The 22,874-nt window shown below is 55.0% G+C and carries 12 protein-coding genes; 3 read left to right on the forward strand and 9 right to left on the reverse strand.

The genetic code is table 11. The features are described from left to right. Positions 1-2: 2 nt before the first annotated feature. From CJA_RS15200 to CJA_RS18805, 7 genes are all read right to left on the reverse strand, one after another. Entirely contained in the window at positions 3-4,523 is a 4,521-nt protein-coding gene (locus CJA_RS15200) for an alpha-1,6-glucosidase domain-containing protein (protein WP_012488738.1), read from the reverse strand. Positions 4,524-4,974: 451 nt separating this feature from the next. Continuing rightward, positions 4,975-6,255 carry a glycosyltransferase gene (locus CJA_RS15205; RefSeq protein WP_012488739.1) on the reverse strand — a complete coding sequence of 427 codons (1,281 nt, stop codon included), beginning with the start codon at positions 6,253-6,255 and terminating at the stop codon, positions 4,975-4,977. Beyond that, positions 6,252-7,511: a TIGR03862 family flavoprotein gene (locus CJA_RS15210; RefSeq protein WP_012488740.1), complete on the reverse strand. Its 1,260-nt coding sequence runs from the start codon at positions 7,509-7,511 to the stop codon at positions 6,252-6,254. The genes CJA_RS15205 and CJA_RS15210 overlap by 4 nt, the downstream gene beginning before the upstream one ends. A gap of 68 nt (positions 7,512-7,579) precedes the next feature. Continuing rightward, the gene (locus CJA_RS15215) at positions 7,580-9,598 is read right to left on the reverse strand and encodes a sialate O-acetylesterase (protein WP_012488741.1); all 2,019 of its coding nucleotides are present in this window, start codon (positions 9,596-9,598) and stop codon (positions 7,580-7,582) included. Positions 9,599-9,714: 116 nt separating this feature from the next. Continuing rightward, complete coding sequence (locus CJA_RS15220; protein WP_012488742.1) at positions 9,715-10,023, reverse strand: DUF3144 domain-containing protein; 309 nt, start codon at positions 10,021-10,023, stop codon at positions 9,715-9,717. A gap of 92 nt (positions 10,024-10,115) precedes the next feature. Beyond that, the gene (locus CJA_RS15225; protein ID WP_012488743.1) at positions 10,116-12,995 is read right to left on the reverse strand and encodes an insulinase family protein; all 2,880 of its coding nucleotides are present in this window, start codon (positions 12,993-12,995) and stop codon (positions 10,116-10,118) included. A gap of 110 nt (positions 12,996-13,105) precedes the next feature. Further along, entirely contained in the window at positions 13,106-13,933 is an 828-nt protein-coding gene (locus tag CJA_RS18805) for a GIN domain-containing protein (RefSeq protein WP_158304075.1), read from the reverse strand. A gap of 245 nt (positions 13,934-14,178) precedes the next feature. Here CJA_RS18805 and CJA_RS15235 point away from each other — a divergent pair, with 245 nt between their 5' ends. The 3 genes from CJA_RS15235 (at position 14,179) to CJA_RS15245 (ending at position 17,939) form a co-directional block, all read left to right on the forward strand. Beyond that, complete coding sequence (locus CJA_RS15235) at positions 14,179-16,509, forward strand: Tex family protein (RefSeq protein WP_012488746.1); 2,331 nt, start codon at positions 14,179-14,181, stop codon at positions 16,507-16,509. 159 nt (positions 16,510-16,668) lie between these two features. Next, positions 16,669-17,490, forward strand: a complete 822-nt coding sequence (gene pyrF / locus CJA_RS15240) for an orotidine-5'-phosphate decarboxylase (RefSeq protein WP_012488747.1) — start codon at positions 16,669-16,671, stop codon at positions 17,488-17,490. 110 nt (positions 17,491-17,600) lie between these two features. Further along, positions 17,601-17,939 carry a zinc ribbon domain-containing protein YjdM gene (locus CJA_RS15245; RefSeq protein ID WP_012488748.1) on the forward strand — a complete coding sequence of 113 codons (339 nt, stop codon included), beginning with the start codon at positions 17,601-17,603 and terminating at the stop codon, positions 17,937-17,939. 228 nt (positions 17,940-18,167) lie between these two features. Here CJA_RS15245 and CJA_RS15250 read toward each other — a convergent pair whose 3' ends face one another. Beyond that, the gene (locus tag CJA_RS15250) at positions 18,168-20,507 is read right to left on the reverse strand and encodes a sulfatase-like hydrolase/transferase (RefSeq protein WP_012488750.1); all 2,340 of its coding nucleotides are present in this window, start codon (positions 20,505-20,507) and stop codon (positions 18,168-18,170) included. A 91-nt stretch (positions 20,508-20,598) separates the two neighbouring features. Beyond that, complete coding sequence (locus CJA_RS15255) at positions 20,599-22,872, reverse strand: sulfatase-like hydrolase/transferase (protein WP_012488751.1); 2,274 nt, start codon at positions 22,870-22,872, stop codon at positions 20,599-20,601. Between the last annotated feature and the right edge of the window lie 2 nt (positions 22,873-22,874).

Raw genomic sequence — 22,874 nt, forward strand, 5'->3', positions numbered from 1 at the left:
GATTAGTCAGCAGAATCAACAGTAACGGTCAGTGCTTCGGGATTTGCAGTATCCAGGGTGAACACATATTCGCCTTCCGACGCTATGCTTAAACCGATATTGCTTCCACCTGCCACCAAATTAACCGGTGTACCCAGTACAGCACTATTACTCGAACCGAAATCCAGCGCGCCCCAATCTGCAGCAGCCACTTTAAATTGGTAACTATTGTTAGCTGCCAGATTGAGTTTCAATGTGTACAAACCACTTCCCGAATAAGCCAGTTGGTTTGCATCAGTAGCGCCCCAGTCACTAGATACATTACCTCTAATATAGATAGGCAAAGAGGAATATACGTTATCTGCATAAACCTTCACGGTTGGAACAGCAGGGTCCTGCATGTTGAGTTCAAATCGATAGGTTGCAGATATGCTTACCGTCAGGCCTATATTGTCCCCTCCTTGCGAAACAGGGGCTTCTTCACCCAAATCAATCGAGCTGCCATTACCAAAGTTAAAGGTACTCCAGTCACTGCTTGCGATTTTGAATGAATATGGGTCTTCAGCAGCAGCTACATCTACTGCAACCGAATAGATACCTTTGCCGGTATAGCTCAGTTGATTGAGGGTAGTGGTTGCATCCCAACCTACTTCTGGAATATTTCCACGCAGATAAACCGTCCCACCATTCAATTGTTCCTTAACAACAGTAATAGTCGGAGCAGTCAAACTCGACGATGCATCAAGCTCGAAGCGATACAAGCCAGACTCAGTAATATTGATACTAATATCACTGCTGTCTCCACCTTGGTTAAGTACAAGAGGAGCACCCAATACGACAGTGGCATTAGCTCCCAAATTGGGGACATTCCAATCTGCGGCAGCTATTTTGAACTTGTAGGCATCCACTCTAGCGTCAATATCGAGTACAACGGAATAGATACCACGACCATGATAGGCCATCCGTGTGGCATCAACAGCAGACCAATCATCGTCGTAAACATTACCACGCACATAAACATCGCTGGCATAAGGTGGTGGTTCCTGATCTGGCAGATCAAGCGTTGCACCTGCGGATAAACCAACGCCCTGACCTCCTGCCTGCTTTTTCACAAACACAGCCGTTGTAAATGCAGGCACAGTGAAATTGCCACCTATCTCATCATTTACGGCTTCAGCAAATGAGGCATTTCTGACAATCTCATCGACAGAGTTTTTCTGGATATCGTGCAGTTCAAAACCGGTAGCCGTTGGTACAGTCAGTGTTTGCGCAGTAGTCGTACCGTTAAAGACAACCACCATCGCATCAAGCGCAGGATCCAAATCGGCGCGCTGAACATCTTCCGTACCACTCACAACACCGGCACCATCATCAATGCTCATCACAATAACGCCCGCTTTCTGCGACTTGCCACCATCCTGGAAGCCTACGCGGTCAAAAACCTCCTGCGCAGTTTGCAGGCTGAACAAGGGGGAGTTTTTCGCGATTGCCAACATCTCCTTGAATATTTCACCAGCAAACTCGATATGCTCCGGTGATGGCTTGGAGTTTACATCGTTGAACGCCGACAGAATTTGCGCATCACTGGGCATCCCTTCTTTTCTCGGAGGCAGGCCGACAGCCCAATTATTGGTTTGCTTGGTAAAGTCAACATAGTTAAACCAGTCACCAGCATTGTAGCTATCGGCAGTCATGGATTTAGAACGGAGTAGATCACTACCCATGTGAATGAAAGGGATGCCTTGGCTTAGCACAGGAATCGACAACGTAATATTTTGCATACGGACACGGTTATCAATACTGGTACCAGCATCAATGGCGTCAGGCTTATGCATCCAATCCCACAATGTTTCGTTATCGTGTTTTTCGACGTAGTTAATAGCCTCTTGCGGATCCAGGTTATAGGCACCAACTGTGCTGGCACTGATAATAGCGCCGTTCTTTGCCTTCAACTTGAAGTCTGCGAGGTTACCAGCCAGACCGGCACGTATCGCATCGACACTACCGCCCTTAAACAACTGGAACTCACGTAAAGGATTACGCATACGGTCATTAAAGGTACCAATACCAGTTCCTGCCAATGACATCTGGGTCGCTAAATTTTCAAGACCAATACGCTCCGGAGCAGGGCTAGCCGGATTCCACGCTTCAGCATAGAAATAATTGTCCGGGTCTATCGCTCTAACAGCATCATAGGATTCTGTCAGTACGGCCTTAGGCATATAGCCTGACTGGTCAAAACGGAAACCATCAACCTTGTAGTTTTGTGTCCAATGAACCAATGAGTCTTTTACGAACTTGGCCATCATACGATGCTCTGTTGCAGTGTCAGAACCTGCACCAGTACCATTTTCTGCAAGGCCGGTGGATACATTCGTACGGAAGTAATAACCGGGAACAATCTTATCGAAAGTGGAATTGGGGCTTGTATTACCTGATTCCAGCGTATGTGGGTACACAACATCAAATACAGTGCGCAAACCAATATTGTGCAGAGCCATAATCATAGCGCGCTTTTCTTTTACGCGGACAAAACCATTACTGTCTGTTGCGTAGCTGCCCTCTGGAGCATTGTAGTGGACAGGATCATATCCCCAGTTAAATCCATCGATATCTTTAATGGCATTAATCAGGTCACGCGCAGCACTGGTCTTGGTATCAAATGATGCGATAACCTCACTGACTTTTTTACTATTAGGAATAGAGCCATCGCATACCGACAGATCTGCCGGATTACTGACACGCTGGCACAGTTCGAAAATATAGCTATCAAGATTGACCTGAGAACCAGCCCCCTCAGGAACTGTTCCACCGTCGTTGGTAGGCAGAAGGTGAATATGGGTCAAACCAGATTCAACCAAGGACTTCAGATGGTTTACTGGCGCAGAGTCAGCAACAGTAAATGCCATATATTTACCGCGATAGGCTTTAGGCGTACTTTCATCCTGTGCACTGAAGTCGCGTACATGCGCTTCATAGATCACGAAGTTTTCGGGGGCTCCAGCAACAGGAACCGTATGCTCATCCCAACCCGATGGTTTGAGATCAGCATCATTCAAATTCACAAACTGTGAATAACGGCCATCAGTCGCCAGTGAAATAGAGTAAGGATCCGTTACTTCCAAACGACGGATACGCTGATCGACCGCGTTAAACGCGGTTACACGAAAACGATAAAACTTGCGATCCAGTTGTGCAAGAGTTCCCTGGTAGTGCCAAATACCGGTAACAGTATCGAGCTGCATGGGAATATTTTCAGCCAAACGCAGAGGCTGGCCACTGAATACGCGTAGCTCAACATTTTGTGCAGTCGGCGCCCAAACAGAAACACCGACACCGCCCGCAGTGTAAGTAACACCCAATGTGGCTTCATCAGCATCATTATCCGACGAGGTGTAAATATCATCCAGCGCACCCGCCGTCTGTAGACGTGTGGCATAACCGCGAACAACAGTAACTTCCTGTTCTTCCTGGGTGACAGGATCTGTCTCAGTCTCTACTGAGTCATAACGACCATACAGGATTAACTCACCTTTGAGTGCGGTCTTAATCTCATCAAGTCCAGTAGTTGACGGAATGTCATAAGCAGAATAACTGGCCAGATGGGGGAAACGACTGATTTCTTCTTCTGTCATTGGACGAGCACCAGAAAGCGTTGCCAGTGCTTGGCCGCCAACGATATCACCTTCTGTATTAGCACTCATACCCGCTTCAGCGGATTGATACAAAACCACATCATAATCAGGATCTATCGTTTTGTTCCACACGATGGTGTCACGATCAATCCAGTGAGCATCAATACCCGTAATTGTAGTAATGGGTCTTTCCAGTGAGCAATCAGGTCTCAAGCAGGCAGGAACCTGGCTCACAATACTATTACGCATGTCATCTTTATTGATAACTACCCACACCATGCGATCAAATTGCCCGCCGGCACGGCTAATCGTGAGGCGCAAGTCATTTGTCTGTAGAACGGGTTCCAAATCCGGACGTTTAACAATAAAGTTACCGCAGGTCCCATCTGCCGAGATAGGGATAATAAAATAAGCACCATAATATGGGTCATGTGGTTTTTCTGCTCCCGGTTCACCAGAGCTGGAAGCAAAAGGACCATTAGGCCATGTAGTCGGAATAACATAGTTAGTGTTTTTACCATCAGTAACGCTATTACCCCATCCTCCACCACATGCCTGCCACAAATGGAGGTTATATTTAGAGAGCAATTCTTTTCTTTCTGATTCAGTACCATCAACGTTTACGTAGATAACGGCTTCGTTGAGCCCTGGTTTATACACTGGTGTTGGGAAGTTACTGGGGATACACACACCCAGCGCATTACGAATCTGGCCATCTGGGCACGCAGGTGGCACAAATGGTTCCGTAGGTAATCCACACTGCCCCCCAGGCAACAACACCTCTGGATCCTGGCATTTGGGAAAATTGACCTGATCAGTACCAGTCCCGGAACCACCGCCGCAACCGGACAATGCTGTCAAGCCGAGTACCAGGGCGAATAGCCCTAACTTGTTTCGGTATTTGAGCATCTTTTAACTCCCCGTTTAGTTATTTTTACGATATAAAAACTGGAAAAAATGAAAGTGCAAAACCTCTTCAGCCGATAACAACCTAATGTTGAATTCCTTTAGTTATCGTTAACTGATTGGCACGTATAAACCGCGCAGGATTCCTATCGTTTTTTTAATCGAAATCTGGGCGCTGCATGCGCTGGCTTTTGGGTCGACTTTCGTAAAAGGATTGTTTCGTTATAGCTATATAAAACAGAAACGCCCTACACATTAAGGGCTTCTAATAAGTCTATGGTGTAGTTCATAAATCCGCAATTTGCATACGTATGCAGATAAACGCGCCAGAAAGGGCGATGCCTGCATACGTATGCAAGCGAGCAGGCGTGAAGAAAAGTAACGATTGCGATACGACAATTTCGCAATGAAATAGTAAAACCGCTGGAGATAGCGTTTTGGCCTATTTGGATTTTTAGCGGTTTTTCGCCTCTATCCACAGGCTTTTAAAACGCAGGCTTTGATAGTTGTGGTGGCGCAGCATCTGTCCGACAAAATTTGAACAGCGCTCACTGGAGATATTTGCCAACAGCGATTGCAATCGATAGCGAAGTCGTGATTGTTGGTCAATTGAAAACAGGTGCTGCAGATAGGGTTCTATTGCTCCATGCCATTTATTCCAACTATTTTGATCCTGATACAACTGGGTAGCCCCTGCCACAAATGCCGCCGCCTCATCGGCAATCATTCCCGGCCAAGACACATCACTACAAAAACCCTCGGCCCCGATTGATGTGGTCACGCTGGGCGTGTGCCAGTAACAAGCATCCATCAGCTTTCCTTTAATACCTGCGCCAAAGCGCAAAGGTGCAAGGCACACGCGCGTATTGCGCATGATTTCGCCGACATCGGCAGCCCAACCTTTTATATGAAAGCCCTGTCCGGGATTATGCAATTGGGTTGCCTTGGGGGGTGGATAGGCACCATAAATATGAAGTTCTGCTTGCGGTAGTTGTGCATGGATCATGGGCCAGAGTTGGTGCTTTAGCCACAACACGGCATCCCAGTTTGGTTCGTGGCGAAAATTACCGATAGTGACGAAGTGCTGGCGCTGTGCAAAATGTGGTAATGCCGTATCAGCTTCAGATGGACGGGTCAAAAAAGGACAATAATGCAGCAGGTTTTCCGGTACCCCAAAGTCACCCTGTAACAGGGACATTTCATAGGTGGAGATAACCAGCGTCAGGTCGCAGCGATAAATCGCCGCGATTTCTCGCAGGGCCATATCATCTTGTGCCATTTGGGCAAATAAGGCCTCACTGGTTGAACTCACCGGCCCAACGGATTGACGAGCACGTTCATTTTCCTGCAGGCGCTGTTCTGCTTTTAGCAATTGATGGCGAACATGACGCAAACTATGCAGGTCCTCGGAATCCAAAATACGCAACGCCTGCGGACAGGCCTGTTCCACCCGCCAGCCAAATTGCTCTTCGGTAAAAAAACGATCAAAGAGCACCAGATCCGGTTGCAACTCAGCAACAAAATGATCAAAGCTGGAACAATTGAGTTTGATTTCCACCTCGCGCACATTCCATTGCCCCAGCTCAAAACGATGAGGGGACAAGGCCGCAGCCGATGCGAAAGTGACGTGTATATCCTGCTCCAGGAAATACTGCACCAGCTCCAGCATCCGGGTACCCGCTGCAGAGGATTTGGGCTCGGGCCACACATAGCCAATAATCAGTACCGACTTCATGGGTGAGACGCCAAATACTGAATGATACCCAAGCCTGCCTGTCGCCCTGTTGCCAGGCAGGCCGTTAGCAAATAACCGCCTGTTGGCGCTTCCCAGTCGAGCATTTCCCCCGCACAAAAAACACCGGGACATTGATGCAACATTAACGTATCCGTGAGGCTTTCCCTCGCCACGCCACCCGCCGAGCTGATCGCCTCATCAAGCGGGCGAGTTGCATGGAGTGATACATGCAATTGCTTAGCCGCAGACGCCAGCTGCACGGGATCACGCCATACATCAGGCGTAGTCCGTTCACGCAATAACGCAATTTTGACGGGCGATAAATGCAATTGCTTGCGCAGGAAATTACTGAGTGAATTTTTACCGCGCGGTTTTTGTAATTGCTGTTGAATCTGTTCAAGTGCCAGGTCAGGCAAGATGTCAATAAATAGATCTGCGTTGCCATTAGCCTGCAGTTGTTCACGCAGGTGTGCTGATAGCGCGTAAATAGCGCTGCCTTCGATACCATAGGCTGACACGATTGCCTCACCGCGCACGCGATGGCATTTTCCCTGCTGACTAACCGCAGCAAACTCACAGGTATGCAGCGGTGATCCCGCATGGTGATCGCGCATATAGTCACTCCAGCAGGTTTCGAAGCCACAGTTCGCCGGCAAGAGCGTATTTACCCTAATGCGGCGTTCACGCAACAGGGAAACCCAGGCACCATCGGAACCAAGGCGCTGCCAACTGGCACCGCCCAGTGCCAACAGGATGGCGTCAGCCTGGATCTGGCATTCACCTTCCACGGTCTGCACGCGCAAGTGTCCACCATCGGACCATCCCAACCAGCGATGCCGGGGATGGATTCGCACACCCAACTCGCGCAGGCGATGCAGCCAGGCGCGCAACAGGGGTGCAGCTTTCATATCCCTGGGGAATACGCGCCCGGAACTGCCGACAAAGGTATCCACCCCCAAACCGGCTGCCCAGTGGCGTAAGGCTTGCGCGTCAAAGTTGCGGATCATCGGCTCAAGCCAATCGAGCGCATCGCCATAACGCAACAAAAAATCATCGAGTGGCTCAGCGTGGGTGATGTTCATTCCCCCCACACCGGCTAACAGGAATTTACGCCCAACCGACGGCATGGCGTCATAGAGATTGACCGTATAGCCCGCCGCGGCGATGACTTCAGCGGCCATTAAACCGGCCGGACCACCGCCCACAATGGCAACGGATGGAGAGTGATGAGAATTGGATGGATGATTAATCAACATAACAACGCCGATGCAAAATACCCTGGCATCGGCGTTTTTTCAGCGAGTATATGAGCAACGACAAACGGCTATTGGCGTGTATCCATAATGCTGGCTTCAAACGGCGATGCAGGCAGACCGGCGCTATTATACAGATTCGCCCCCTCCGGATTATCAGCCCAGGCATAACGCACCCAATGGGGCTCATCGATACCATCAGCCCATACAATAATCTGGTCTTTCTTCACTTGCGCCCTGGCCCACACAAAGCGCTTGTCAGGGCCCGCCAGCGCAATGTGCTTCAAGGCTCCACCGCCCTGTACTTTCAATCCCCTGCCGACCTCACTAAAGCGCAACACCACCTTGTTGCCCTTTGCAGAGACTGAGTCCAGCGCAGGGCCGGAGGCAATCAATTTTTTGCCGTAGGCCACTTTCAGGGCACCGAGCGCCAGGCGTTCACCCACAGTCTTCTTATCCTGTGGATGGATATCGTTCCACTCACCGGCATCAATGGCTACGGCCATAGCGGTGTTCGGTAGTTCCAGGGTGTGGCGTTGGGCCTCGCGCAGCTGTGCCCATTTGCTTTCGGTGGGCTCATCCCTGGCGGGTAAAAAACTGGCAAGCTGAACAAACAGAAAGGGGAAGTCGCCCTGGTTAAATTGCCTGCGCCAATCGCGGATTAGGTCGGCAAACAGGTAGCGATACTCCGAAGTGCTCACCGCACAACTGGGCTCGGCACATTGACCGCCAGGTTGGCGGTGTACACCCTGGGCATCCGCGCGATCCACATTGGATTCCCCCTGGTACCAGATCACCCCCTTGATCGCCATGGGTAATGCCGGTGCCAACTTGGCATTGAATAAGGATGCTGGCTGGTAATGCAGCGTCGTGGACGGTTTCATCGGCTCCATACGCGCGGCAATGCGGTAATGCCATTGTCCCTGCAGGGATACGGTTTCCTCTCCCGTCGCTGCATCGCTCAATAACAGGGCATAACGCTTATCCTTTACAAAGCCTGGGTTATTGGAATAGCTGGTAATACGGATGCGGATCTCATTGGCACCCGCCTTGAGCAGCCCTTCCGGAATAGCATAGATGCGCGGTGGATACTGGTAGCCGGTCTGGCCCACCAGGTGGCCATTCACATACACCTGGTCGCCATCGACAATCGCCCCCAGCCACAAGGTGGCTTTTTTATCGGCCTGTATCGCACTCAGTTCAATCGATTTGCGCACCCAGACAGCGCCCAGCGAAAAGTCACTGCCCTGCTCGCGCAGGAAGCCGGGAACCTGCATCGGCTGCCATCCATCCAGCGAGAGGGAGGCACTCGCCCATTGGTGCTTCAGCCCTTCGTCTGCCGCGCCCAATTGGGCAAACCACTGGTCGCTGTTGGCTTTGTCCTGGGCGATGGTCGCCTGGACATGGGCATCATCCTTAAACGGCTGCAGCTGTTTGAGGTAATGCGGATAGGCCGCCAGTGCCTGCTCGCTCATCCAGGCTTCAGCCGGTGACCCACCGACGGGAATGGAGATAATTCCAATAGGAACCCGGGTCTGTTCCAGCAGTGTTTGCGCAAAGAAAAAGCCAACCGCGGAAAAGCCGGCAATCTGCTCTGGCGTCGCGCTTTTCCACTGGCCCTGGGTGTAATCTTCCAGCGGGCCTTTAAATGCATAGGCCACCGGGACATTAAATTCCCGGATACGCGGCTGCTCGGTATTGGCCAACACCTCGGGGTAGCGATAGCGCACCCGGTTGAGCGGCTGCTCCATATTGGATTGGCCTGCGGCAATCCAGACATCACCCAACAGCAGGTTATTGCGCTGCAGTTGGTTCTTACCGGATACCTCCAGCTGATAGGGGCCGCCGGCAGGCATGGCCGGCAGTGTCACCTGCCAGTGGCCATTGGCAGCATGGGTAACCGCCTCGTGCCCGGCAAAGCGCACGCGCACTTTTTCGCCCTCGTCTGCCCACCCCCAAATGTTCAGCGGCTTATCGCGCTGCAAGACAGCGCCATCGGTCAGCAGGCGCGGCAAGGTGACATCGGCCAAGGCCGTACAGGGAATAAACAGGGCGGTCAACAGCAGGCTGAGGGGACGAAGAAACGACATAGTGGACTCTTGTTATGATCGATGACGACAGGATTGTCATACTTGTATACCAGATATTCCCCTTGATCAACCCCAGGCATCCGACTTTACCCTTTTTAGCGCCCCTCCCGACCTGGTTAGCCTTCCGGATGCTCCCGGGTGCCGATCAACTCGGCATAGTGATCGCGGTAATCCTCCATATGTGCCTTGAGCTGGTCGCGGAAGCGGCCGCTGATAAAGTGGGTAGTACCTTCAACATCGTCCGCAAACTCTTTTTTATCGAGTGATGCATGGGCCACCACGAAGGCATTAAAGCGCGCGGCGGCATTTAACAGGGCCGCGGCCACCACACCCGGATCCGCGTTATCACACGCATTATTCGCCTGCTCAAGGAAAGCATCGACCTGATCCCAATACAGGTCGTCGTCAGTTTTTGGTGCCGTCATGTTTCAATCTCTGTGTAGGTTTCAATATTTTATCGCAGCGAAAACAAACCCCGCTAAAACAAAGCCCGGTATTAACCGGGCTGTGGGGAATATTATTTTACCTTGGCATAGGGTTTGTCTTTGAAATTGGTACCGCGCAACTGAAGCAGTGCTGTACCACCCTTGTCGCCATACAGCAGTTGCTCATAAATAGCGACCAAATCCGCCTTGGTGACCTGCTGCAAGGAAGCCAGGTAGCGATCGCGCGCATCAAAGCGGTACTTGCCCTGCAGGAATTCGTTCAGGTAGAGGTTCATCTCCGCATAGAAATCCGTCGGCTTTTGCAGGACATTGGCAATCAACGCCTGCCTGGCCAGGTCAACTTCTGCCGGTTCGATAGCTTTCAGCGTAGCCAGGTAATCCTTACGGAATTTATCAATGCGCGCTTTGATATGCGGTAAATCCACACTCGAACTCTGCACCAGCATAATAAAACCGGGAATATCATCCACCGGATACTCGCGGCTCATCACCGCGTAACCCAATTGCTCATGGGTACGCAACTGCATAAAGAACGCATTGCCATAGAGCGCATTGAGTACCGCGAGCTGCGCCTGCTCGGCATCCGACTTGGCGGGGCGGAACCAGGCCTGCAAGAGCGCACTGTCTGCCAATTCAACATCACCGCTAAAGACCAGGGGTTTTCCCGCCGCGGGAGTCATATAGCTATTGAGTGCACGCTGCCGGGGCGCACGGGTACCAGGCAATAATTGCGCCGCCGTTTGCGCCAGGTGTTTCACGTGCGCTTCGCTGTAATTACCGGCGGCAAAAATGCGCAACAGCGGGTCTTTTTTCACCGCGGCATAATAACTGAGCAAGTCTTCACGCTTGACCTGCGCCAGCGCCGCCAGTTGTTCATCGGGGCTATAACTCTGTTGGGTAACGACACGCCCCAGGTGACTGAAAAGCTGGCGGAACACATGGTCCTTGCTGCGGTTGGCGAGGTTTTTCTGCAAGGTATCCACCGCTTCGGCAAAGCGCTGCTCATTGATCTCCAGTGCCACAAAACTCTGCAGCAGTTGCGTCAGTAATTGCTCGTGCTTGGTGGTATAACCCTGGATACTAATTCCCTGGGAACTGGTAACGGTTAAATAAAGGTTGACGCCCAAGGACGCGCGCCCGGCGCGATCAACCAGGGTTACATTCTGCTTGTTATAAACCTCGTTCAACAGTTCCGCCAACACCGCCTGGCGCGCCGATGATTTGGCAAAATCCACGTTAATCTGCACCGACAAGGCGCCTTTATCCTCACGATAATGCTCCGGGTGAACCAGGTAGGCTTCCACCCCCGCGGCACTGACAACCGCCTGGGGCTTCAGGTAGAGGCTTTCAACAATCGGGGCCGGTTTATCGGTAAATAAATCATTCAAAGGCGGCAGGTTAAAGCGGTAACCGGCAGACAAGGAGGCCCAGCGTGTGTATTCATCGGCGCGGGTCTCGCGCAGCGCATAGGTGCCATCAAAATAAGGAATGGGTTTATCGGTTTCTACACCGGGATTGATATACCAGATACGCGCACGGCGTTTGTCCAGTTGCGCCAGCAATGATTTGATCGCCTTGGGGTCGTAACGCTCGTAAACATAATCGGCATTCAGCAGGTTTTCTACCGGCAAATCAAACTGGCTCATGGTCAGTCCGACGGCTTGCTGCAGCGGCTGCGGTTTGGGTGCGTTATCAAAATCCTTGGCGCGCATGGCTTGCAATTCACGGAAATAGTTTTGCTTTAAGCCATCGCGCTTGATCAGGTCGACATAGGCAAAAATGGCGGCAATGATTTCATCCTGTTGCTGCAAACCGGCGTCGGTTAATTCCGCCTGGATACGCAAAATACCGTCGGGGCCATAGATATCCGGCTCTACAAACGCGGTGACCATTTTCACCAGGCCCTTGCTGCGCAGTTGTTCGCCCAGGGTGCCCTGCTCTTCCGATGTGATCAGGTTGTTAACATACTCATTGGGCTTCAAGCGCCACTGCTCTTTATTGGACTTCACCGGAAAATCGACATAGAGCGCACGCATATCCTTAATCGGTTTGTAATAAAGGCTCTTACCCATTTCTGCCTTGGTCAACCCGGGCTCAGTCACATGGGGCAACTCGATATTTTTATTGGGAATCGCCGCAAAATGCTTTTCCGCTAGCGCCTTCAACTCCGGCAATGATTGCTTACCCACCAGCGTCAACTTCATGATATTGGCAGAATAATAGCGCTCGTAAAACGCCAGCATGGTCGCATGTAACTTGGAATCGGGCTTGTCTACCAGGGTATCCAGATTGCCAATATTGAATTTGGAACTGGGGTTGGCGGGGTTGGCGGTAACGCCCATCAGCGCAAACAAATTCCAGCCATCCTGTGCTTTTTGCAGCGACCACTCGTTGTGTACCGCATTGCGTTCCTTATCGCTGTAATGGGGGTCGAAGGTTGGCTTTTTAAAGTAATCGCTGAAACGGTCCAGCGCCTCATCAAATTTCCCGGCATTAATCTGGAACATGTAATTGGTTTTATCGTAAGCAGTGAAGGCGTTGGTCATACCACCATTGGCCTGGGTATATTTCATAAAGCCATCGGGCTCGGGATATTTTTCGGTCCCCAGGAACAACATATGTTCCAGGTAATGCGCCAGGCCCAATTGATCAACCGGATTATGTGCACTGCCCACGCCAACGGCCAGGGACGCCGCCGAGTTTTCCAGGCTGGGATCAGACACCAATACCACCTGCAAACCGTTCGGCAATAACAGCGCTTGGTATTGGCGGTCGTCATTCGGACTTTTGATGATGGTAACCAGAGACGGATCTTGCGGCGCAGCCTGTCGCAACTGGCCGGACTGGCAGCCGGCAACAAACAGGGTCAGGAGCAAAAGCGCGGCTATCCAGGCACGCATAATCTTAGCGTTGCCTGTGTGCATCAAAGGCAAGGGGGACGTGATTCGCATGAAGCATTCCTTGTAGGGACAGGTTATTTACAGGGGCCAAGCCTAGCAAAGTCTGCCAGGCTTGGCGAACCAGTCCCTTGTGACAGGGGAGGGCTTACTTGGTTCGGGGATCAGTCGTTGCGGGCATTGATATGGCTGGCGCCATTGGAATTGGTTTCGGTCTTGGGGTTGCCGAAATAATCGATAACCGACGCACCCGACGCATGGGCGCGCAAGCGATGGGTCGCCGTCACCTCAATGCGCGAAGCACCGCTGGCGTCCAGCTCCGCATGGGCTGTCGACAGGACTCGGGCACGCAGGCTGCTGGCGCCACTGACATTCGCACCAAGCTGCTGGGCGCTGCTCGCCTGCCTCACATCGAGGTTGGAGGCCCCCGATAATTCCACCTTGACATTAATCGCATTCAGCTTGGCAATACCCACGTTGGAAGCACCGGACAACCCCACCACCAGGTTCTGGATATTTACCGCTTTGAAATCACCTGCGGCCGCACCGCTGCCCTCGAAACGCAGGCTATCGCCCTGCAAATCGCCCACCCGCGCACGCGCTGCACCCGCCAGTTCCACCTGCGACAACTGCTTGACGTGCAGGATCACCTGGATATGGTCATCACCGCTGCGGAACCAGTCAAAAATACCGCCCTTGTGCTTGACGCTAATACTCAAGCGCTTGCCCGTCTGATCCACCTTGACCCGCTCCATCACCTCCGGGGAGGTCTCAATACGCAGGTATTCCGAGCCATTCTGGGTAATCTCCACATGGGCATTCCCGGTCACCACCAACTCGGAAAAATCCTTGGCGGGATAGGCTTTGGCCACCCGGTCAGAGGCCTGGGCCACACTCGCCATCAACGCCCCCGCCAAGGCGAGGCCAAGGCGCGCCGACACAGGTGAAAAAATAGGCAATACAAACTGTTTTATAGCGACAAGCTGTTTCATGGCGATGAGCCCCATTGGATAACAAAACCGGTAACAAGCGCCGACCTGGCGAGATTAACGGTTTTGATGCGCTAGCCTCCCGCCCGGATTCACCCCTGCCCGGATTTTTTCCAAACTATCCCACGGAACAGCGCAGCGCGAAAAAACAAGTCTGGCAGCTGGCGTCGATTTGGGGATAATGGGCGACCTTGATAACAGCCCGTTGCCTCGCCAGAGGTATGTATCTGCATGACGAGTGACCGCTTATGACCCTACCCAGTATTGCCAAACGCATTGCCGACGAATTAAACGTTCAAGAACAACAGGTCAGTGCCGCTGTCGGCCTGCTCGACGAGGGCGCCACCGTGCCCTTTATCTCCCGCTACCGGAAAGAAGTCACCGGTGGCCTGGACGACTCGCAAATGCGCACCCTGGAAGAGCGCCTACGCTATCTGCGCGAACTGGAAGAGCGCCGTACAGCCATCCTCAAATCCATCGGCGAACAGGGCAAGCTCACCCCCGAGCTGGAGCATGAAGTCTCTATCGCCGATACCAAGAACCGCCTGGAAGACCTCTACCTGCCCTACAAACCCAAGCGCCGCACCAAGGGCCAGATCGCCAAAGAAGCCGGCCTGGAGCCACTGGCCGAAGCGCTGCTCGCCGATCCGACCCTGGCACCGGACGTAGAAGCCGCCAAATATTTCAACGCCGAGCACAATATCAACGATGTGAAATCGGCGCTCGACGGTGCCAAATACATCCTGATGGAAAAATTCAGCGAGGACGCCGAGCTGCTCGGCAAGCTGCGCAACTTCCTCCACGCCGAGGCCACCCTTTCCGCCCGCGCCGTGCCGGAAAAAGCCAACGACAGCTCGCAGGAAGTACAAAAATTCCGCGATTATTTTGAACACGACGAAGCGCTCAAATCCGTTCCCTCGCACCGCGCCCTGGCCATGTTCCGCGGCCGCAACGAAGGCATACTCAGCCTGGCGATTAAAGTGGGCGACGAAGAAGCGCGCGTCGGCCACCCCTGCGAAACCATGGTGGCAGAGCACTGGCAAGTCCAGGACAAAGGCCGCGCTGCCGATGGCTGGTTAGCCGAAGTGGTGCGCTGGACCTGGCGGGTAAAACTGTTAACGCATCTGGAAACTGACCTGCTCGGCGAACTGCGCGAAAAAGCCGAGGAAGAAGCGATTAAAGTATTCGCCTCCAATTTAAAAGATTTGCTGCTCGCCGCCCCCGCCGGGCAAAAAGCGACTATCGGCCTTGACCCGGGCATGCGCACCGGTGTCAAGGTCGCGGTGGTCGATGCCACCGGTAAGGTGCTGGATCACTGTGCGATTTTTCCCACACCGCCGTTTAACAAGATCGCCGAATCCGAAGCGGTGATTGTGCACCTGTGTAAAAAACACAATGTCGGCTTGATCGCGATTGGCAACGGCACAGCCTCACGCGAAACGGAAAAATTCGTTAAAGATGTGCTGAAAACCCACAAGGATATCCAGGCCACCAGCGTGGTGGTTAACGAAGCCGGGGCCTCGGTATATTCCGCCTCGGAATTCGCCGCCAAAGAATTCCCCGATCTGGATGTGACTATTCGCGGCGCCATCTCCATTGCCCGCCGCCTGCAAGACCCGCTCGCCGAACTGGTAAAAATCGATCCCAAATCCATCGGCGTGGGCCAATACCAGCACGATGTTTCGCAATCGCAACTGGCGCGCTCACTCGATGCCGTGGTGGAAGACTGTGTGAACGCGGTAGGTGTGGAAGTCAATACCGCCTCTGCCGCGCTGCTGGCGCGGGTATCCGGTTTAAATACCACCATCGCCAATAATATTGTGGAATTCCGCAACCAGAATGGCGCGTTCAATTCTCGCGCTGCTCTGAAAAAAGTACCGCGTTTAGGCGAAAAAACCTTTGAACAAGCGGCAGGTTTCTTGCGCGTTGCTAACGGTGAAAACCCACTGGATGCCTCTGCCGTTCACCCGGAATCCTATTCGGTGGTGGAAAAAATCGCGCAGAAAAACGCGCGTGAAATCAAAGGCCTCATCGGCGACTCCACTTTCCTGCGCGGCCTGAAAGCAGCGGAATATACCGACGAAAAATTCGGTGTCCCCACCGTCACCGACATTATCAAGGAACTGGACAAACCCGGGCGCGACCCGCGCCCGGAATTTAAAACCGCCCAATTCCAGGAAGGCGTGGAAGAAATCACCGACCTGGTACCCGGTATGATCCTGGAAGGCACAGTCACCAACGTCACCAACTTCGGCGCCTTTGTGGACATAGGCGTGCATCAGGATGGCCTGGTGCATATCTCCGCCCTGTCGCACACCTTTATCAAAGACCCGCGCGACGCCGTAAAAGCCGGTGAAATTGTCAAAGTCAAAGTGATGGAAGTGGACGTACCGCGCAAACGCATCGCCCTCTCCATGCGCCTGGACGATACGCCCGGTGAAAAAGTCGAGGGCAACAGCAAAGGCAGCGGTCGCCCCTCACAAAACCAGCAGCGCGCCGCCCAGCGCAACAACCCCGCCCCGGCGGCTATGGGCAGCATGGGTGCGCTGCTGCAACAGGCCTTAAAGAAAAACCGATAAGGCCAGGAAGTTTCTGTATTTACTAAAGCCCCCAAGGAATACGGCCATGCCGTTATACCGAGGGGGCAGGCTTTAACCGATATAGCACTCATCGAACATACAATCTACAGCGGCTATACCGTCACAGATACTGCATAAACCATCGCAGAGGAAAGTGCCTTGTCATTTATTGAAAAATTAAAAAACGCCTGGGTAAGCAATAATTCCCTTCTCTGTATAGGCCTGGATCCGGACACAGAAAAGTTTCCAGATTTATTCAAAACCATGGCCAAACCAGAGGCTGTTTTTGCTTTTAACAAGGCCATCATAGACGCTACCCATGACCTGGTTTGTGCCTATAAGCCACAAATAGCGTATTTCTCTGCAGAAGCAGCCGAAACATCACTGGAACAAACCATTGCCTATATCAAAACACAATACCCGCACATACCGGTTATCCTCGATGCCAAGCGCGGCGACATCGGCAGCACCGCGCAAAAATACGCAGCAGAAGCATTTGAACGCTATCAAGCCGACGCGGTTACCGTAAATCCCTACCTTGGCCTCGATTCCATTACCCCTTTTACGGCATACCGGGAGCGCGGCACTATTCTGTTGTGCCGCACCTCCAACAGCGGCGCAGCTGACTTACAGGATTTGTCTGTCGATGGTATTCCGCTTTACCAAAAAGTGGCCATCACTGCACGAGACCACTGGAACAGTCACAACAATTGTTTACTGGTTGTAGGCGCCACCTGGCCTGAGCAAATGGCAGCAATTCGCCAGCTGGTAGGTGATATGCCCTTCCTCGTACCCGGCGTAGGCGCGCAAGGCGGCGATGTGAATGCCATGGTCAAAGCGGGCAAAACCGCCGATGGCAATGGCTTGATTATCAGCTCCTCGCGCGCTGTACTTTACGCCAGCAACGGAGACGACTTTGCCCAAGCCGCGCGCGCGGTCGCCCTGTCACTCAGACAACAGATCAACGTCGCCAGAGCCTAACGCCTCTAGCAGCGAACAGTCGTAATACAGGAATCCACCAAGGCCAGGAGGCCCACAAACGCCCGGTAATACCGGGCGAATTTCTTATCCATAATTGCCGAGGAAATTTTATGAGCAATTTACCACCCTGCCCTAAATGCAATTCCGAATACACCTACGAAGATGGCGCCCAGCTGATTTGCCCCGAATGCGCCCACGAATGGTCAGCCAACGACACCGCCATTGATGAAGAGCAATTAATTGTGCGCGATGCCAACGGCAACCTGCTCGCCGATGGTGATAACGCCACAGTGGCGAAAGATTTAAAAATCAAAGGCACATCCTCGGTGTTAAAGGTTGGCACCAAGGTCAAAATCATCCGCCTGGTCGATGGCGACCACAACCTGGATTGCAAAGTCGATGGCCACGGCGCCATGATGTTGAAATCTGAATTTGTGAAGAAAGCCTAAAGCCCGAACAATAGCTCACCAGGTTTGGTGGGCTATTGTTTTTTAATGCTGTGGTTGTCGCTTGTAATGGGCGGCGACAGCAACCCGGTAGATTTGTTCGCAAGCCATACCTGTATTGCGCAAGTGGTTGGGCATACCAATAGCGGCGTGTTTACGTATAACCAGTGATACCCGGACTTGCTGCCCAAGGCTCCTGCAAGAGCCCTGGGCAAACGAATAACCATTCAATTACGGCCGGCAATCATTCCCCATATTGGCCAGGATAATCTCCCCGTCGGCGGCATCCGTCAGGCCATCCCGGTTGAAGTCATACCAGCTCGACAGGCCGCCGCCCTGTTCCGGGTCGGCCCAATAGGCCCATTCCGCCTGATCCTGTTCATCCACCACCAGGTCGCCGTTGCCATCGCCGGGGCAGTCGATGCCACTGTTCAGCAGGTCGGTCAGGGCGCTGCTCAGCGCGGTGAAACTGTCCCGCTGTTCCGGCGTCAGGTCGTCAGGCGTTTTATCCGCCAGCAGGTTGAGTTCTTCCCGGTCGAGCTTGAGTTCGGCGGTATCCCTGCTCTGGTTGATTTCATAGAACTCCTCGGTGGCGGTGGAGCCGGCTTCCACGCCGTTATCGCAATAGGGGCGGGTGATGCGCACCAGCTTGTACTGATCGTCACGCAGGGCGGCCTGGTGGCTGGGGAAGACCTGTACCGCTTCACCGCCGTTGTCCTCGAACCAGGCGTTGACCGCGCAACAGGAGCCGAAGCCCCCTTCCGGTACACCGGCAATATCACTGCCGGCACCGTACCAGACACCGCTCTGGTCTTCGCAGACACCTTTCTGCGTGAAGATCTGCACGCAGGTATTGGCCGCGGGAATCACGCAGGGCGGCGGGGTATCGACGCTGAAGTTGACACCCTGCTCGGTGAAGTTGGTGGTGCGGATGGCGTCGCGTCCCGGCTCTGTCAGGTAGGGCAGTACCGGCTGGGCGTCCAGTTGTCCGCGCCAGCTTTCCGGCAGGCGGCCTTCATCGATACCGGCGATTTCGCGGAACAGGCTGTAGAGGTCGGTGGTGTTCACCATATGTTCCACGTCCCGGTCAGGGTTGCTGACCACCGCGGGCGGGCCGGCCACGATCAGCGGCACCCAGACACCGGTCTGGTACAGCGAACCCTTGGCGCGCAGCGGGTCGAACGGCAGTTTGACGGTGGGCATGTAGGTGCCGTTGTCACTGACGATGATAACCACGGTATTGCTGTCCGGGTTGTACTGGAGGCTGCCGTCTTCAAGCCGCTCGGCAATGCCGGCGGTGACCAGCAGGCGGCCGATTTCGTGATCCATGGCTTCCAGCATATGCTGGGCCACTGCCCGCTGCTGGGTAAACTCGGCCAGGTCGAGCGATTCCTGCGGCAGAATGCCCAGTTCGGTCAGGGCGCTGGCCACCGGGGTGCCGCAGCCCACCAGGCTGAGGGCGGCATCCGGGTGCGGCAGCAGGGCGGCCGGCGGCGGTTGCAAGGGAGTGTGCAGGGCGGAATAGCCGAGGCTTACCATCCAGGGCCGGTCAGGGTGCTGCTCCCGGATGCGGGTGATGGTTGCAATGGCGGCGTCAGTTTCCAGGATGGCACGGTAGCCGCGGGCGCGGGCATCGGAGGCGTGGACAGTCTGGTTGGTGCCATCGGCCAGGTTGATTTTCCATTCGCCCGTGTAATGGCCGTTCTGGGTGTTGAAGTTCAGTGCGGCCCGGCGGGTATCGCTGTATTCGGTGGCACCGGGGTCGAGGATGCCGCCCAGTTCGAGGCAGGTGCGGCCCGGTGTCGGGTAGTCTTCCGGGTCGTCCATCACCAAATGGGTGGACTCGCTGCCCTCGGGCAGGTAGCAGACACCGGTGTCAGCGCCCTGGTCGGGATCGATCAGGGTGGTGGGCACAAAGCCGCAATGGTAAGTGCCTGCCGGAGCCACACCGCCGGCAGTGGTGTCGATTGGATAGGGCGCGCCATCGAGGTAGCCGGCAAAATAATCCCAGCCCAGCTCGCGCATGGCCTCATCGCCCAGGGGATGGTTGTCCGGGTTCAGGTCGGAGCCGGTCAGGTGCATCTTGCCGATCAGGGCGTTGACATAGTTCGCCTCTTCGCGCAGCAATTTCGGCGTTGTCAGGGTGTAGGGCGATACCTGCGAATTGGCCAGGTCGGCGGAGAGCACGGCATTGCGCACCCCGCTGCGGAACGGATAACGCCCCTCGTAAAAGGTGGAGCGGGTGGGCGAGCAGGTGGGCATCGACCAGGTGTTGCGGAAGCGCACCCCGGCGCTGGCAATGGCGTCGATGCTGTCGGTCTGTGGCGGGATGGTTCCTCCATAGCCGAAGGCGGCAAGCTGGTCGACGCCGAGGTCGTCCATAACGATAAACAGGATATTGGGCGGCACATCGGCTGTGCCCCCCGGTTCAGAACTGGAACTGGCACTGGAACTGCTGTCGAGGCTGGCACTGGCACTGCTGGCGCCGCCGCCGGAACCCGAGCTGGAGCCCAGGTTGCAGCCGCTGACGGCCAGCAGGCACAGGCAGGCCATTATCATACGAGTCTTCATGGTTGTTTCCCCTTATGTAATGGGCGCCGCTGCAAGCGGCGGCACCCGTGAATATTGCAGCGCGCGGCGGGCAGGCCACCGGGCGCTTTCCTTAAGGCTGTGGCTGGCATTGATTGCCCCTATTGGCCTCGATCACGGCCCGGTCGGCCGCGTCGGTCAGGCCGTCGTAGTTGAAGTCATACCAGCTCGAATAGCCGCCACCCTGGTCAGGGTCGGCCCAGTAGGCCCATTGCTCCAGGTCAGTGCCGTCCACCATCCCATCGCGATTGCCATCACCCGGGCAGGCAGGCTGGGATGCCAGGATGGCATCCAGCCGGGCGCTGAGCGCCTGGTAGTGCTGCCGCTGGTGCAGGGGCAGGTCATCGGCAGCCTTATCGGCCAGCAGGTTGTTGTCGGCGGTATCCAGTGTCGGCAGCGGCACCGCCTGGTCGATGGCATAAAATTCAACGGACTCGACTTCCACCCCGTTATCGGTCGCTGTGTCGTAGTCCTGGGTTCGATTGCGCACCAGCTTGTAATGGTCGTTGCGGATGGCCAGGTAGCTGGTCCAGCCCATCTCGCGGCGGTTCTGGGCGTAGGCATCCGGGTCGTGCCGGTAGATGGCCTGGTTCACCTGCCAGCAGTGCGCCAGGTCGCCGCTGCCATAGGCGGCGACCTGCGGGTCGTCGGCACCCATGCCCCACCAGGTGCCGCCGTTGTCCTCGCACACCGCCTTGTTCACCGGGGTGTGCGAGCAGAGGTTGTTGATCACACAGGGGCCGTTGCGCCCCTGGTCGAGCTGGATATTCAGGCCGCCCTGGGCAAAGTTGTACGCGCGCAGGCTGGATTGAACCGGGTTTTGCAGATAGGGCAGCATGGCCATCCCGTCGATACCCTGGGGCGCCAGGGTGTCCACCGCCAGCCCGGCGATTTCGCCGAACAGGTGAAAGACATCGGCGGTGTTAACCATATGCTCCACATCGCGGTCCGGCGCCCCCACCAGGGGGCCGGCGACGATCAGCGGCACCCAGATGCCGGTCTGGTAGGCCGTGCCCTTGGCGCGGGTGAGGTCGAAGGGGACTTTGGCCGTGGCGCCGAAGGAGCCGTTATCACCAACGATCACCACCATGGTGTTGCTGTCCGGCTGGTAGGCCAGCCTGCCCTCGCCATCGCGCACCGCGATACCGGTTTCCACCAACAGGCGGCCCAGTTCCTCGTCCATGGCCTCCACCAGCGCGTCGGTCAGCAGGCGCTGGTTGACCAGGGTGTCAGTGGCCATGCGGCAATCGGCTTTCATGCCTTGCGTGTTGTTCGAGGGCAGCAGTGCGCTTGGCGGTGTTTGCAGCGGCGTATGGGCGGCGCTGAAACTGACAGTGGCCATCCAGGGTTTGCTGCCGTCGCGGCTGTTGATCCAGTCGCGGGCGGCAGCGGCCTCGATGGTGGAGCGATAGCCGCGCCCGCGCGGATCGGCGAGCGGCACTTCCTCAATACCATCCGGGCGATTGATCACCAGCGGCGAGACGTAATGGGCGTTTTCCCGCGCGAAGTCGAGGGTATCGGGCGGGGTCGGCGCACAGGCCGCATTGGGTACCAGGATGCCGCCGCGAATCAGGCATTGCAGCCCGGCGGCATCGCCTTCGGGGTCACTGGTCAGCTCTGCGCAGGTGAAATTGTCCGGGCTGTGCGGGATATAGCAGGCGCCCTGGTCGGCCCCGGCTTCCCCGTCATCGGCCAGCGCCGGCACATAACCGCAGGAATAGGTGTCCGCCGGGGCGATACCCCCGGCGGTGGTGTCGATGGAAGCCGGCAGGCCGCCGGTCCACCCATAGAAATAATCCCAGCCCAGTTCCCGCGGCGTGCCATTGCCGGCGGCGTTGTAGTCCGGCCCCGCCAGGTGGAATTTGCCGAACATGGCGCTTTCGTAACCGGCTCCCTTCAGCAGCTTGGGCGCCGTGAGGTCGTAGCGGGAAAGCTGGGAGTTGGCCAGGTCATTGGGGCCGATGGCCTGGTAGATGTTGGTGCGCAGGGGATAGCGCCCGGCCAGCAGCGCGGCGCGCCCCGGCGAGCATTCGGGCATGGACCAGGTGTTGCGGAAACGGATGCCGGCACCGGCGATGGCGTCGATGGTCGGCATGCTCGGCGGATGCAGGCCGCCATAACCCATGGAAGGCATTTGATCCACGCCCACGTCATCCATGATGACAAACAGGATATTGGGCGGCGACGCCGGTTCGCTCGACCCGGTGCTGCTCGATTCAACATGGCTCGAAGCGCTGGATGCGGAAGCGGCACTTGCGCTGGAACCGGCGCCGGAACTCGAACCGGAGTGGCAGCCGCTGATGGCAAGCAGGCACAGGCTGGCCAGCAGTAGTGTGCGAATGTCCATGG

Origin of the sequence: Cellvibrio japonicus Ueda107 (genome assembly GCF_000019225.1) — a bacterium.
In the GTDB taxonomy this organism is placed as follows: Bacteria; Pseudomonadota; Gammaproteobacteria; order Pseudomonadales; family Cellvibrionaceae; genus Cellvibrio; species Cellvibrio japonicus.

Excerpts from the sequence above, each read along its gene's own strand:
- CJA_RS15235 (WP_012488746.1), top strand. The coding sequence starts at position 14,179 with ATGACCCTACCCAGTATTGCCAAACGCATTGCCGACGAATTAAACGTT.
- CJA_RS15225 (WP_012488743.1), bottom strand. The coding sequence starts at position 12,995 with ATGCGAATCACGTCCCCCTTGCCTTTGATGCACACAGGCAACGCTAAG.
- CJA_RS15215 (WP_012488741.1), bottom strand. The coding sequence starts at position 9,598 with ATGTCGTTTCTTCGTCCCCTCAGCCTGCTGTTGACCGCCCTGTTTATT.
- CJA_RS15255 (WP_012488751.1), bottom strand. The coding sequence starts at position 22,872 with ATGGACATTCGCACACTACTGCTGGCCAGCCTGTGCCTGCTTGCCATC.
- CJA_RS15210 (WP_012488740.1), bottom strand. The coding sequence starts at position 7,511 with ATGTTGATTAATCATCCATCCAATTCTCATCACTCTCCATCCGTTGCC.
- CJA_RS15200 (WP_012488738.1), bottom strand. The coding sequence starts at position 4,523 with ATGCTCAAATACCGAAACAAGTTAGGGCTATTCGCCCTGGTACTCGGC.
- CJA_RS15250 (WP_012488750.1), bottom strand. The coding sequence starts at position 20,507 with ATGAAGACTCGTATGATAATGGCCTGCCTGTGCCTGCTGGCCGTCAGC.
- CJA_RS15245 (WP_012488748.1), top strand. The coding sequence starts at position 17,601 with ATGAGCAATTTACCACCCTGCCCTAAATGCAATTCCGAATACACCTAC.
- CJA_RS18805 (WP_158304075.1), bottom strand. The coding sequence starts at position 13,933 with ATGAAACAGCTTGTCGCTATAAAACAGTTTGTATTGCCTATTTTTTCA.
- CJA_RS15220 (WP_012488742.1), bottom strand. The coding sequence starts at position 10,023 with ATGACGGCACCAAAAACTGACGACGACCTGTATTGGGATCAGGTCGAT.
- CJA_RS15205 (WP_012488739.1), bottom strand. The coding sequence starts at position 6,255 with ATGAAGTCGGTACTGATTATTGGCTATGTGTGGCCCGAGCCCAAATCC.